The 14,460-nt window shown below is 41.1% G+C and carries 10 protein-coding genes; 4 read left to right on the top strand and 6 right to left on the bottom strand.

The annotated features are described in order from the left end of the window. Nucleotides 1–34 precede the first annotated feature (34 nt). Complete coding sequence (locus RM529_RS05970) at nt 35–763, top strand: RNA methyltransferase (RefSeq protein ID WP_311483843.1); 729 nt, start codon at nt 35–37, stop codon at nt 761–763. A gap of 5 nt (nt 764–768) precedes the next feature. Here the strand turns inward: RM529_RS05970 and porT are convergent, their stop codons facing one another. Together porT and ubiE are read right to left on the bottom strand one after the other, a co-directional pair. Then, nucleotides 769–1,473, bottom strand: a complete 705-nt coding sequence (gene porT / locus RM529_RS05965; RefSeq protein WP_311483842.1) for a type IX secretion/gliding motility protein PorT/SprT — start codon at nt 1,471–1,473, stop codon at nt 769–771. Between the two features lie 4 nt (nt 1,474–1,477). After that, nucleotides 1,478–2,203 (bottom strand): bifunctional demethylmenaquinone methyltransferase/2-methoxy-6-polyprenyl-1,4-benzoquinol methylase UbiE, encoded by a 726-nt coding sequence (gene ubiE / locus RM529_RS05960; RefSeq protein WP_311483841.1) that lies wholly within the window; start codon nt 2,201–2,203, stop codon nt 1,478–1,480. A 137-nt stretch (nt 2,204–2,340) separates the two neighbouring features. Here ubiE and trkA point away from each other — a divergent pair, with 137 nt between their 5' ends. After that, nucleotides 2,341–3,690 carry a Trk system potassium transporter TrkA gene (gene trkA / locus RM529_RS05955; RefSeq protein WP_311483840.1) on the top strand — a complete coding sequence of 450 codons (1,350 nt, stop codon included), beginning with the start codon at nt 2,341–2,343 and terminating at the stop codon, nt 3,688–3,690. Continuing rightward, nucleotides 3,690–5,186 (top strand): TrkH family potassium uptake protein, encoded by a 1,497-nt coding sequence (locus tag RM529_RS05950; RefSeq protein ID WP_311483839.1) that lies wholly within the window; start codon nt 3,690–3,692, stop codon nt 5,184–5,186. Before trkA ends, RM529_RS05950 begins: the two co-directional genes overlap by 1 nt. Before the next feature lie 180 nt (nt 5,187–5,366). On the opposite strand, the gene RM529_RS05945 is transcribed toward RM529_RS05950, so the two are convergent. The 3 genes from RM529_RS05945 to RM529_RS05935 form a co-directional block, all read right to left on the bottom strand. Continuing rightward, a complete protein-coding gene (locus tag RM529_RS05945) occupies nt 5,367–5,513 on the bottom strand; it encodes a hypothetical protein (RefSeq protein WP_311483838.1) in 147 nt (48 codons plus the stop codon). Between the two features lie 150 nt (nt 5,514–5,663). Further along, nucleotides 5,664–6,857, bottom strand: coding sequence for a pyridoxal phosphate-dependent aminotransferase (locus tag RM529_RS05940; protein ID WP_311483837.1), 1,194 nt, complete (start codon nt 6,855–6,857; stop codon nt 5,664–5,666). A gap of 23 nt (nt 6,858–6,880) precedes the next feature. Next, nucleotides 6,881–7,990: a fatty acid desaturase family protein gene (locus RM529_RS05935; RefSeq protein ID WP_311483836.1), complete on the bottom strand. Its 1,110-nt coding sequence runs from the start codon at nt 7,988–7,990 to the stop codon at nt 6,881–6,883. Between the two features lie 104 nt (nt 7,991–8,094). On the opposite strand from RM529_RS05935, the gene rsmG reads away from it, so the two are divergent. Beyond that, entirely contained in the window at nt 8,095–8,724 is a 630-nt protein-coding gene (rsmG, locus tag RM529_RS05930) for a 16S rRNA (guanine(527)-N(7))-methyltransferase RsmG (protein ID WP_311483835.1), read from the top strand. A 65-nt stretch (nt 8,725–8,789) separates the two neighbouring features. On the opposite strand, the gene RM529_RS05925 is transcribed toward rsmG, so the two are convergent. After that, nucleotides 8,790–14,426, bottom strand: coding sequence for a DUF8693 domain-containing protein (locus RM529_RS05925; protein WP_311483871.1), 5,637 nt, complete (start codon nt 14,424–14,426; stop codon nt 8,790–8,792). Nucleotides 14,427–14,460: the final 34 nt, after the last annotated feature.

The following is a 14,460-nucleotide window of genomic DNA, read 5'->3' as shown; positions in this document are numbered from 1 at the left end:
AAGTTCATTAAAGCTTCAAAAATACGTCTTTTGTATGGTTAGTAAAAACCAAATAAAGTTAATTAAAAGTCTGGCGCAAAAAAAGAACCGCAGCGATAGCGGGCTTTTTGTAGCCGAAGGGAAAAAGACAATTTCAGAATTACTTGCATCGGGGATTGAGCTTCATTTGCTATTTTCGGAAGAGCGTATTTTCAATGCTCCTGAAGAGAGATTTAGAGAAGTGGGATCTAAGGATCTAAAGAAAATAAGCTTTTTAAAAACTCCTCAAACAGCACTTGCCATTTTTAAAATTCCTGAAATATATAATCCAGGTTATAGAGGATTAACTCTCGCCCTTGACGGGGTGCGCGATCCAGGTAATCTAGGAACAATTATTCGGTTATGTGATTGGTTTGGCATAAACAAACTTGTGTGCTCAAAAGATACGGTGGACTGTTATAACCAGAAGGTGGTCCAGGCTACCATGGGATCTATAGCAAGAATAACAGTTTCTTACGTAGATTTAAAAGCTTATCTTTCAGATCGTCCTGAAGATTGTCCTGTTCTGGGTACTTTTATGGAAGGAGAAAATATTTATAAAACTAATCTGGAGCAGAATGGAATTATTGTAATGGGTAATGAAGCTAATGGAATTTCTCCACAGATCGAGAAATTTATAACGCATCGTATAGGCATACCTCAGTTTGGTAAAGCAGCTTCAACAGAGAGTCTTAACGTTGCAACTGCAACGGCAATTATTTTGAGCGAATTTAAAAGAAGGTAATTGATTTACTGAAAAGTGAAATTTATAAATATGGCCCTGGAGGTCATTTTATCTACGTTTCCTGTAAAAATACTATCCGGATCCTCATCTCTAACCAATTCGTCATTAATAGCGAAAACGCCTCTGATACTCGGGCTTAGCTTAAAGTAATACAGGTAAAGATCTATTCCAAAGCCAATCTCATAATAGTAAGTGTTGGTCTTCATACGAAATTGCCCCACACTATTATCGTCAGGATTATTTTCGTTGCTGGAAAGATTAATAGAGGTAGAAAGGCCTCCAACCACAAAGGGCTTAAAATTATTTAGCCTGTCGGTAGAAAATTTTAGTAGCAGAGGTATATGCACATAAGTGGAGCTAATTTCCCTGAATGTGCTGGCATCGGCTTTTAAGGCTTGAAATCCCCTTGTGCTAAAGCTTACTCCCGGCTCAAGCCTTAAGTCGAGGTTGCTTCCCAATTTCAAATTTCCAACCAGCCCCACGTTAAAACCTGTTCTTCTTTCTACTCTAAAGTCCTGTCCTGTTACAGGACTGGGGTTATAATCTTCATAATCAAAATGAAAGTCATAGCTGTTAAAGCCAAGAAAATACCCCCAGGACCAACGTTGGGCATCAAAATTTTCATTGTTCAAAATCTGATCACCAAAAAATTGAGCATTAGAAAATTGTGAGCAAAGCAGAAAAAGGGAAATGGCAAGAATTCTTTTCATAGTGTTATTTTGAAGCCACGTAAATAGTGGCGACCCCAAAGGTTTGTGGTTGGTCTTGTATATTAGTAAACCCAGATTTCTTTAAAATATTGTTGAATGCTTTTCCATAAGGGAAACTGGCAGCACTTTTACTTAAATAAGAGTAGGCATCTTGATCTTTGGAAAAGATTTTTCCCACTAAAGGCAGCACGAGGCTGGAATAGACTTTATAGCCTTGTTTAAAAGGAAATTTAGTGGGAACTGAGGTTTCAAGAACAACAAAGATCCCGCCCGGCTTTAAAACCCTGAAAATTTCCTTTAAACCTTTTTCAAGGTTTTCGAAATTCCTGACTCCAAAAGCTACCGTAACAGCGTCAAAGGAATTATCTTCAAATGGCAGGGCTTCAGAATCACCTTGAATCATTTCTATTTTTCCTTCCAGTTTTTTTTTGCTGATTTTCTTTCGCCCCACATCAAGCATTCCTTCAGAAAGATCTAAACCTACGATTTTATCTGCTCCGGAGTCTCCCATTTTTATGGCAAGGTCTCCTGTGCCTGTCGCTATATCCAGGATGCTTTCCGGATTTTGTGCTTTGACCAGGGCCACCACCTTACGGCGCCACTTTTCGTCTGTTCCAAGAGAAATGATGCGGTTAAGCCCGTCATAGTTGCCAGAGATGTTATCAAACATCTCCTCAACCTGCTTTTTCCTTAGGCGGGATCCTTTGTATGGAGTAACTTTCTTACTCATTTCTGAATTTTTTTCAAAGATACATGTTATGGTATAATAGCCTCCTTTTAGAAGAAGATTTTGTTCTTAACATTCAAAATATTGAATTTCATGATAATAAGTTACCTTTGTTGCTTCTTACAATTTCAAGTTGTTATATGAAAATAGTTATTGCTGGAGCGGGTGAAGTGGGATTCCATTTGGCAAAATTACTCTCGTTTGAGTCTCAAGATATTACGCTTATCGATACCAGCCAGGATCATCTGCAATATGCCGACACTCATCTGGACATTAGGACCATTAAGGGTAATGCGACTTCTATAAGTATATTAAAAGACGCACAGGTAAAACATTCTGATATGGTAATTGCAGTAACTTCCAACGAGGCTACAAATATTACCGTTTGTGTCCTTGCAAAGCAGCTGGGGGCAAAAAGGACCATTGCCAGGATATCGAACACCGAATTTCTTGAAAACAAGGAAGAGATTGGTTTTGTGAAATTTGGTATAGATGAGTTAATCTCACCAGAGGCGCTTGCAGCAAGGGAAATCGAACTTTTGTTAAACCAGTCTGCATTTAACGACAGTTACGAATTTGAAGAGGGTGCACTCACTATGATAGGCCTTAGTCTTTCCAGAAGTGCGCTGTTTGTTGGAAAAACAGTAAAAGAAGCTGCCGAAATTTTTCCTCAGCTTAATTTCGTGCCTATTGCTATACAGAGATATGGTACCCAGTACACTTTAATTCCAAGGGGAGACACCCAGTTTAAGGAAGGTGATCAGGTTTATTTTATTACCGTAGAGAATGGTGTAGAGGAACTTTATAAACTTACCGGAAAAGTAAAGCAGGAGATAAAAAATGTTATGATCCTGGGAGGTAGTAAGATTGGGCGTAAAACTGCCATGGATCTTTGCCGTAACAATTTTCATGTAAAACTGGTAGAGACCAATAAAGATAAGGCTTATGATCTTGCCGATGAGCTTCCAAATACGCTTATTATAAACGGCGATGGCAGGAATGTAGAATTGCTGGAAGAGGAAAATATTCACGATATGGACGCTTTTATTGCTGTCACGGGAAATTCCGAGACTAATATCATGTCCTGTCTTGTCGCTAAATCCAAGAGTGTTAAAAAAACAATTTCCCTTGTGGAGAATATGGATTATTTTCAGCTAAGCCATTCTATTGGAATAGATACCCTTATCAACAAAAAACTTCTGGCTGCAAACAATATCTTCAGGTATATCAGAAAAGGGGAGGTGGTCGCCATGACGAAACTCAACAACATGAACGCCGAATTGCTGGAGTTTATCGTCAAGCCAAATTCCGTGGTATCTGATAAAAAAATCAAGGATATAGAATTTCCCCGTTCAGCAATTATTGGCGGGATAATTAGAAATGGAGAGGGCGTAATAGCATTGGGTGAGTTCCTTATAAAATCTGGTGACCGCATCGTGGTTTGCTGTCTTCCCCGTTCCATAGGTAAGGTCGAAAAATTGTTCTTGTAATGCCAAGGTTGAATTACCAGATTATTATGCACGTGATGGGCCTTTTGCTAATTTGCAATGGTGGCTTTATGTTAACTGCTGTTCTCGTAAGTTGGTTTTACGAAGATGGGGTAACCATGGAAATTTCTACAGCTGCATTGATCACGCTTTTTGTCGGTACACTTTTGATGTTCTCTACCCGTGGGCACGATAAGGATATGAAGAAGCGGGAAGGTTATATTATCGTGACCTTCGGGTGGATTTTTATGGCTTTAAGTGGTACGCTTCCTTATGTCATAAGTGAGTCTATCCCCAGGTTTACCAACGCTTTTTTCGAAACCATGTCTGGATATACCACGACAGGTGCTTCTATTTTAAATGATATTGAAGTAGTGCCGAAGGGAATCCTCTTTTGGCGGAGTCTTACGCACTGGATAGGAGGTATGGGAATTATCGTTTTGGCTATAGCCATTTTACCTTTACTGGGCATTGGGGGAATGCAGCTTTTTGCGGCGGAAGCTCCGGGACCGAGTGCAGATAAGCTAAAACCGAGAATTACCGATACTGCCAAAAGACTGTGGCTTATTTACGTTAGCTATACAATAGCTGAAACTATTCTACTGAAAGTCGCCGGGATGAGCTTTTTTGATGCGGCAAACCATGCTCTTAGTACACTTTCTACAGGAGGATTTTCCACAAAAAATGCCAGTGTCGCCTATTGGAATGACCAGCCTGTAATTCAGTATATCATCATTCTCTTTATGTTCCTGGCGGGAAGTAATTTTGTATTAAGTTACTTTAGTTTTAAAGGAAGGGTTCAGCGGGTCCTGCATGATGATGAATTCAGGTGGTATTTCTATTTTATTACTTCTTTTACATTAATTGCTGCCGTTATAATCTATTTTCAGGCAGATGTAGGTTTGTCATCTATAGATCATCCCATGGTTTGGGGAGAGGCAGAGAGTGCTTTCAGGCATTCTCTTTTTCAGGTTTTAGCTGTGATAACCACAACCGGATTTGTTTCTGCCGATTATACTATGTGGACACCATTTTTAACGATTTTCTTCTTCGGAATGTTCTTTCTGGGAGGCTCTGCAGGTTCTACCGCCGGTGGTGTTAAGGTGATGCGGCATATTATTATGATCAAGAACGGAATGATCGAATTTAAAAGGACCCTTCATCCTAATGCTATTCTTCCGGTGCGTTTCAATAAAAAATCCATTAGCAAAGAAATTGTATTTAATATTCTGGGCTTCTTCATTCTCTACATGCTTTCTTTTATTATTGGTGCGGTTGTTCTGGCTGGGTTAGGATTGGATTTTGAAACATCTATTGGAGGCGCAGCTTCTTCCCTCGGTAATATCGGTCCCGCTTTTGGCGGATTGAGTCCTGTTAATAATTTTGATATGCTGCCCGACTTTGGCAAGTGGTGGTGTGCTTTTTTGATGCTGATAGGTCGACTCGAGCTTTTTACAGTGCTCATTATCCTTACTCCTTTCTTCTGGAGAAACAGGTAAATGTTGAGTTAAAAAGTTAATGAGGAAAAAAGTGAAAAGATATAAAAAGACCTTGCAGGACTAACCGGGACTAACTGGATACTACCAAAGTTCCTTCCCTTTTTTCAAGGGAAGGTGGGTTTGTTAGCCAGAGGCTGATAAAGTCGGAAGGGTAAAGAAACACTATTCTAAAATTAATCATCATCCTATTCCCGAAACGTTTTTAACAAGGTTTTTGATTAGGGCATGCCCTTCGGGCCGGGCTATCCGCGCTACACGGTAGCCGCTCCTATCCCTCACGCGGATATTTTTGTTAGAAGCCGATATTGGCCATTTTTCCGGCATCATCTTAATATCTACAAGGTTTTTAAATTTCCCAAGAGGAGGTGAATTGAATATTTAATTCAATAGCGTTTAATCGGAATAATCAACAATAAAAAACCTCACAGATCCCGGAGAACTGTGAGGTTTTAGTATTAAAATATCAAAATCTTGGTTTTATGCTTCAGAAACAGCAGCTTTTATTCTTTTTAAAGCTTCTTTAATTTGTTCTTCACTGGCGGCATAAGAAATTCTTATACAATCAGCATTTCCAAAAGCGTCTCCTGTAACTGTTGCCACTAAAGCTTCTTCCAGCAGGAACATGGAGAAATCTGTAGCATTTTCAATTTTATGGCCTTTTATGGTTTTTCCGAAGAAAGCCGAAATATTAGGAAATACATAAAAAGCACCTTGTGGTTCGGTGGTTACAAAACCGTCTATTTCATTTAAAAGATCGATAATTAGTTTTCTTCTGGATTTAAATTTATCCACCATATAACTAATCTTGCTAACGGGAGCTTCAAGCGCAGTAATAACCGCACGCTGTGCAATACAATTTGCTCCACTTGTTACCTGGCCCTGTAACTTGTTGCAGGCGCGGGCAATCCATGCAGGAGCACCTATATAGCCTATGCGCCAACCCGTCATAGCAAAAGCCTTGGCCACTCCGTTTACAGTTACCGTGCGTTCGTACATATCTTCAAATTCGGCCATAGAGGCATAACCGTCCCCGTAGTTAATGTGCTCATAAATTTCGTCGCTAACAACAATAATATCGGGATACTTTGCCAATACATCAGCCAAAGCTCTTAGCTCTTCTTTGCTGTACACCATTCCGCTGGGGTTACAGGGAGAGCTGTACCAAATCATCTTTGTTTTTGGGGTAATGGCTTTTTCAAGTTGCTCGGGCGTTACCTTAAAATCGGTCTCTACCGTGGTAGGGATTTCTATGGGCACACCTTCAGCTAACTTTACGATTTCAGCATAACTTACCCAATAAGGACAGGGCAAGAGAACCTCGTCCCCTTCATTTAATAACACCATCGCAACATTGGCAAGCGATTGTTTTGCTCCTGTAGAAACTACTATTTGCGAATGATTATAAGTTAAATTGTTGTCCCTTTTAAATTTAGTAATTATAGCATCTTTCAGCTCTACGTAACCATCTACCGGACTATAAGAGTTATAGTTATCATTAATCGCCTGTATGGCAGCTTCTTTGATAAAATCCGGAGTATTAAAATCGGGTTCCCCCAAGCTTAATCCAATAATGTCCTTTCCTTCAGCTCTTAGTTCACGCGCTTTTGCAGCCATTGCCAGAGTTTGGGACGTTGCTAAATTGTTAATCCTGTTTGATAATTTTTCTTGCATTTGAGTTGATTAAAAAAGTTTGTCTAACTTGAAATTGCAGGTTTTGAACCCATCTCTTTTAAAAACTGAAAATGGGCTTTTATAGCTGCGCGTGTGGTTTTATACTCGTTGTAAGGCAGGTTACATTCCTGTGCCGTTTGCTTTACAATTTTTGAAATATTGGAATAGTGAATATGGCTGATGTTGGGAAAAATATGATGTTCAACCTGGTGGTTTAATCCGCCGGTGAACCAGTTCACAACTTTGTTTTTGGTAGAAAAATTAACTGTAGTGAATAATTGATGGATTGCCCATGTGTTCTTCATGGAGCCTGTATTGTCCGGTAGTGGCATATCGGTTTCCTTTACCACATGAGCAAGCTGAAAAACAATACTCAGGATAAGGCCAGCAGTATAGTGCATTACAAAAAAACCTATTAGGATTTTCCACCAGGCAACAGATAAAATAAGCATAGGCAGTACAATCCAGATGGAAATATAAATTAGTTTTGTAATTGCCACAATACTCCATTGAGTGACAGGATTTGGTAATTTCCCGTAGGATAACTTCTTTTTTAAATATCTTTTGGTTTGCTTAAAATCTGTGGTTATTGCCCAGTTAAATGTGAGCAATCCATATAGAAAAACAGAATAATAATGCTGAAATCTATGGATTTTAAGCCACTTTGCATGTTTGGAAAATCTGATAATACGTCCTGCGTCCAAATCTTCGTCGTGACCATGAATATTCGTGTAGGTATGGTGCAAAACGTTGTGCTGAACCTGCCAGTTGTACACATTTCCCGCAAGGATATAGATCGTACCTCCCATAAAATTATTTACCCATTTCTTCGAAGAATATGAGCCGTGGTTCCCATCATGCATAATATTCATCCCAACACCGGCCATTCCTGCACCCATCACAATTGTCAAAAGGAGCATCCACCATTGGGAAATATCCAGGGTAAGAATTAGGAAATATGGCAACAGGAACAGGGAAAACATTACCAGGGTTTTAAGATGAAGCTTCCAATTGCCCGTTTTTCTTAAGTTGTTGTCTTTAAAATAGGAATTAACCCGCTTGTTTAGTGTTCTGAAGAATTTTGCCGAATCGACCCGGGAGAATCGGATAATATTATCTTGGGGATCTTCCATTTTTTGTGCTTTAATGTTCAAAGGTAAAATATTAAATATTGTGAATGAATTAAAAGTGCAACTTTTAGGCCGCAAATTGCTACTTTTGCCAAAAAGTAAAAAAATTGGAATTAATACTTAAATATTTCCCCGATTTATCTGAAGATCAGCAAACAAAATTCAGAAAACTTGAAGAACTTTATAAGGACTGGAACCTTAAAATAAATGTAGTAAGTCGCAAAGATATTGATGAACTTTATCTAAGGCATGTACTACATTCTTTAGGGATAGCCAAGGTTCAGCAATTTAATGCCAATGCTAAAATCCTGGATGTGGGAACCGGTGGTGGATTTCCGGGGATACCGTTGGCAATACTTTTTCCAGAAACTAATTTCCACCTTGTCGATTCTATCGGAAAAAAAATAAAAGTGGTGGAAGAAGTTTCTGAAGGTTTGCAACTTCAGAATGTAAAGACCACCAATGCAAGGGTAGAAGAGATCAAAGGGCAATTCGATTTCATAGTGAGCAGGGCAGTAGCCGCCATGCCTACTTTTGTGCACTGGACAAAGGGTAAAATAGCTAAAAAAAGCAATCACGAACTCAAAAACGGAATCCTTTACCTTAAAGGCGGCGATCTTTCTGAAGAACTTAAAGAATACAGAACCGCTAAAACTTATAATCTTATAGATTATTTTGAAGAGGATTTCTTTGATACTAAAAAAGTGGTCCACCTTCCGATAAAATATAAAGGCTGAAAATTGCCGTTTTAGAGGCAGCCCCAAAATGCCAATTTTCGGCATCTATTCACTGTGGTGACCGGCTATTTTTCTACAATGATCTTTTTGTTGTAGACTTTTTCAGCAGTATGCACTTTTACTATATAAACAGAGGTACTTACGGGTCGCATCAGGTGGAGATAGATCTCTTTTTGGGTCGTGGCTTCGGTAAAAGTCTCTAATTGCTGTCCGTTAAGGGTGAAAACCCGTACCTCATCAATTTTTTGAGCTCCGGGATTGTAAATTACCAGTTGCTTTCTGTCCATTAAATATTCTACGGAAAGCCCTGCCTGATTTTGGCCATTTTCATCCTCAGGACTTTCTTTTGGATTTTCGGTATCGGAATTTTCATTGCCCTCTTCAGGGTTTTCGTCTTCTCCAGGTGTTTCGTCTTCTCCATCTTCAGGAGATTCACCTTCACCGGGAAGATCATCTTCAGTGTTTTCTTCTTCTTCTTCTTCAGGAATTTCAGGTTTTTGAAATACCAGCTCAAAGCGCTCGTAATAATCTCCCGGCTCAATTTCTAAAGAGAAATCTGAATCTCTGAGGTCATGATAATTTTCTGTAGACTTATCCCTGATGTAGATTTCCACTTCTTCAGAAATATTTTCAAGTTCTTCAATTTGAATTTTAAATTTCCCTGCTTTTTCTATTCGAAGACCAATCGGCAGCACCTGCTCGGGATTAATATGTCCTACTCCCTGGATCACATATTCCCAGCCATCGATTAGCCAGAACATATCTTCAAGATTATAATCATTAAGAAGGGCATCGTAGCCTAAATCAAAATCGTTGGTTGCATTTTGATCTACGCCAAGAAGTATTTGCCTGTGGTACCCTAGTGGAGACTGGAAGTTTAACCTGATTCTGGACCTGTCTTCTTCAGTTTTTGGAGATTTTTCCCTGATTTCCGGCCTAAGGAACTGAGAATTTGATCCTTCTTTTCTAAACCTCCTCTGGCTGTTTTTAAACCTCACGACACCTCCACTTCCCGCAAGTTCCCCTCCTGTGGAAGAATTTATTTCAGTATTAATAAAGAAACCCTGACCTACAGGAATAAAATCCCCTGGTCTCCTCGTACTTCTGTCACCTGTGGCATCAATACGCGCGTCTGTAGCAATTGCGGCGACTGCACCAACCAAATTCAGGACGGCATAACCACCAACATATTCAGATAAAACATGCGTTTTTCCGGAGAAATGATCCCAGAAGTAAAGGGCGCCGTTAAAAGCATTTTTGTCGTTTCTACCGCCGTTTATATCCTTCAGGTTGTCCAGGAAAAATTCGTTTACGCTTAAAGCTGAAGGGTAAGGGTTACCAATAAGGTAATTCTGGTTACTTCCTATAGTCAAAGAAATAGTGCCGTTATTTGGCTTTCCTTTAAAAACATAATTCTGCAAAGTTGTAAGGTTGGCTTCACCTGAAGTTCCCTTCATGGTGAAACCTTCTCCCACCTTTAACTGTGCATTGCTGCCTATTTGCTCCCAGGCACTGTAAGCATCTGCAGTACGGGCGCGAAAGGCATTGATCCAGTAATTGCTGACTTTTCGCGGATTAGTATAAGCGCCATCGGCATGCGTATGTGGATTGCCGAAATTCATTGGTTTTCCAAATTGGCTCGTGGCGGAACCATCCATCATTATTCCGGCGACCGTATAGCGCGAATTGTTGGCTGTTCCCTGCGGAACTACAGGAGAACTCCAATAATTGTAATTGAAACTGCTGGCCGTTCCCTGTTGCTCACGTTCAATATAACCACTGCTGGTTTCTGCAAGAATACTGCCCTCACTTTGGATAAGCTGTGATTCCCCATTAAGATCAATCACACCATTTAATTCCAGGTAGTGGGAAATGGTTAGCCCGTTTCCTGTAGTATTATTTACCGAACCTTCCATGTCCAAGGTGCTGTTTTCCCGCTGTGGTGCTCCTTCTTCGGATATTAATCCTAATAGCGATATATCCTGAAAACCGGAATTTATTCGGTGTGAAATTTCCGCAATATTCCAGTTTATAAATTCACCATTAATTCCTTTGCTGTTTGGTGGGTCCCAAACATCTGGTCGTGCCCAGGTGGCATCAATTCTCCAGGCGCCATCCTGAACAGAGTAATATGGAAGTGGCGCTGAATTTTCCTGTTCTGTAGTAATATTTCTTAGCCGTCCATCTGCGCGGTTCGTAGCCCTGTCTATGGTATAGCCATTTTCGATTTCCTCTACTGCTAAATGATAATATCCGGAAAGTTTGCTCCAGGCAAGTTCACCGGGTACATTAATTGGCAAAACCTGTCCTTTTGTAAAAGTGCCGTTTGTTTCAAGTCGCTGATTCATCATAAACCTGAGCTGTTCTTCAGTAAGAGCCGTGTTCCAGACGCGTACTTCTTCTATGGAACCCTGATAATAGTTGTTCGGGACATCTGGATTATCAGGATTGTACATTGCCCCTATCAGGAAAGGAGCATCTATAGCAGCCGGATTCGTAGCTGAGCGATTTCCTACCGGAATTCCATCAACATAAAGGGTGACTTTTGAGTTCTTATAAATAACAGCAAGGTGATACCAGCGGTCTGTGTTTACCTTGTATGAAGTGGAAACTGCATTTCCAGCCCACCTGAAGGTTGGTGCTCCATTGTTTATAATGAGGTCGAACCCGCCTGCGGAAAAGTTTTTTACATTTCTTTTTGAGAGAATGGTGCGTGTTCCCTGGATGGATTTTGGTAAAACCCACGCTTCCAGCGTGAAAGTGCCTGTACCCAAATCATAATTCTCCCCAAAATCGATATAATCGTCAACACCATCAAAATCCAGGGTGCTACACTCGTTTTCCAGCTTGATTTCTACTTCGTCATATCTTGCGCAGGAACCGTCTTCATGAGCAATAGTCCATCTAAGGATGTAAGTCCCGGCAGTTCCTGAAAACGTTGAGGAGGGATTAGACGGTTCTTCTATTACGCCGCCTTCACCTGAGGCGATACTCCAGCTGCCAACTCCAATTTCCGGATTGTTTGCCGCCAGTTTGGTAGTATCGAATCCACAGCCCATCACCTGATCTTCTCCTGCAAGAGGTTCAGTTAATTCTGAAGGCTGAGAAATAATCACAGTGTCAATAAACTGGCAACCATTCGCGTCAATTACAGTAACCGTATATTCTCCCGGTGCCAGGTTTGTAGCTGAAGATCCTGTTTGTTGTGCACCATCATTCCATACATATTCATAATATGTATTTCCTTCAGCATCTGTAAACGGTGTACCGCCCTCTGGATGTACATATGCAATCGCACTTTCCCCATAACAAACAGGTTCGTTGGTGGTAATTTCGGCGGTTAAAGGAGTGTCTGGCTGGGTGATGGTGACAGGTGCGGTTTCAAATTTTTCTCCTTTACTATCTCTCACCCAAACACTGTATATTCCTGCGGCTAGTCCCGTAAACTGATTTGAAGTCTGAAAAGGTCCATTCCTTCCGTTCAGGCTATAATCGTAAGCCGGAGTTCCGCCCGAAGCTCTTACTTTTATAATACCCTGTGTACCATTGTAACAGGGGATTTCATTTGGTGTTGCTGTGGCGTACAACGGGGTGCTCACGGTCTCCCCGTCGTTTGTAGAAAAACATTTGGGGTCTGGACCCTGGCCACATTTCCACTTCTTATTATTGGTAAAAGTAAGATATACGTTGTCTATGGTTATAAGGTCGCCACATTCCCAGTTGTTTATCGAAATTGTCCGGGCCAGGTCGGGGATGACTTCTTTACAATAAAATTCTCCTCCTTCTTGTATTGTGGTGACAGTTCCGTCGGCCTTTTCGAGAGTATAAATATATTCAATGTAAAGACTGTACCTGCGGGGAGCTGACGATAAGTCGACATAGATATATTTAGAGGTGGCACTTCCACAATTGGCAGAGGTTATCCTGTTTCCGTTTTCATCGCCAACAAAGAAATCCCCGCCGCTAAAGTCATTGGAGCCGCAATCGTCCACATAACATTCTCCCACATATTGAACGTAAGTATTGGTTACACTTTCTCCTGTACTGTCTGTGACGGTTACAGTAATGGTTTTGTTCCCTTTTTCAGGATAGGTTACACGGTGGGAACCAGGCCCTGTTGCAGTTTGAGGACTTGCATCAGCTCCAAAATGCCAATCGTAGGTATAAGGGCCAATACCTCCTCTAGCCTGGCGGTCTTCCACTTCAAAATAAGACGTCCGGATAAGATCTTCATGAGTTTCGCAAACAGAGGTAGGTATAATTGGGGCATGGATAATGTCCAGAATGGTAGCTTGCGCTGTTGCTGTACAGCCATTCCTGTCTGTTACAGTAACTTCATAATCTCCTGCAGGTAAATTCGTCGCCCTTTGTGTATTCTGCAGAACCTGATTTTCTCCAGCACGTCGCCATTCATAAGTATACCCTGTAGCACCACCGGCCGGATTTGCAGAAACTGACCCTGTAGAAGTTTCGTAGGTTGTGGTACGGATAGAAGTTGTCTCCACTGCTAAAGGAGCTTCTGGCTGAAGTACCGCAAAAGAATTACTTAGGATTACGTCGCAGGATGGATAATCCCTATCCCGAATATATACCTTGTAGTTGCCTTCTGTTAGACCTGTAAACGTATTTTCTGCCTGCCAGTTTGTTCCATCCACGCTATATTCGTAATTGCCGTGGCCGCCTGTAGGATTTGAAAAGGTTATTGTGCCATCAGATCCGTTAAAGCAGTTCACATCTGTTTTAGATAAATTTGCTTTTAATTCGGCTGGTTCGGTGACATCTACAATAGTCTGGAACGCGCAATTTTTATCATCTTTTACAAATATGGTATGTGTGCCCGCAGGTAAACCGGTAAAAGTATTAGTTGTGCTGAAGTTGATATTGTCTATAGAATAAAAATATTCCCCTGTTCCTCCTGTAACTGTTCCGGCGGTAACTGTTCCATCACTTCCGCCAAAACAGGAAGCTTCAGTAGAGGTGGGAGCGGTCATATTTAATTCTGAAGGCTCTGTAATCGTAAATTCTGCTTCGGTAACACAGGCGTTTTCGTCTCTTACAGAAATCGTGTAGGAGCCCGGTTCAAGATTAGTAAATGTATTGGTATCCTGATAGCTGGTGCCGGAGATCATATATTGATAAGCGCCGGTCCCGCCTGTAACTTCCCCGGCGGTCACAACACCATCAGATTCGCCGGAGCAGCTGACGGGCTGCACTTCAGGTGGATTCATCAGCAATGGTTCCGGTTCGGTAATAGTGGCAGTTGATTCTGTTTCACATCCTTTAGCATCCCTCACGGTAATCGTATAATTTCCTGCGGAAAGATTGCGGAAATTGTTTGCAGTGCCGAAATTTATTCCGTTAATCGAATATTGGTATCCGGAATTTCCTCCTGAAACATTTCCTGCCGTAATACTTCCGTCGTTCCCACCATTACAGCTTACCGGGATAATTTCGGGATTGGCCATCGTCAGCACGTCCGGCTGGTCAATAATTGCCGTTTTTTGGGCTTCACATCCTTTAGCATCCCTCACGGTAACGGTATAAGTTCCTGCGGAAAGGTTGCTGAAGGTATTTGCAGTGCTGAAATTAGTTCCGTCAATCGAATATTGGTAACCGGAATTCCCTCCTGAAACATTTCCTGCCGTAATAGTTCCATCTGCGCCTCCGTTACAGCTTACCGGGATAATTTCGGGATCTGCCATTGTCAGCACGTCGGGCTGTTCGATAATTGCCGTT

The organism is Autumnicola edwardsiae (genome assembly GCF_031846505.1).
Classification (GTDB): domain Bacteria; phylum Bacteroidota; class Bacteroidia; order Flavobacteriales; family Flavobacteriaceae; genus Autumnicola; species Autumnicola edwardsiae.
The sequence above is the reverse complement of the archived record's forward strand: the minus strand, read 5'-3'. Positions and strand labels throughout refer to the sequence as shown.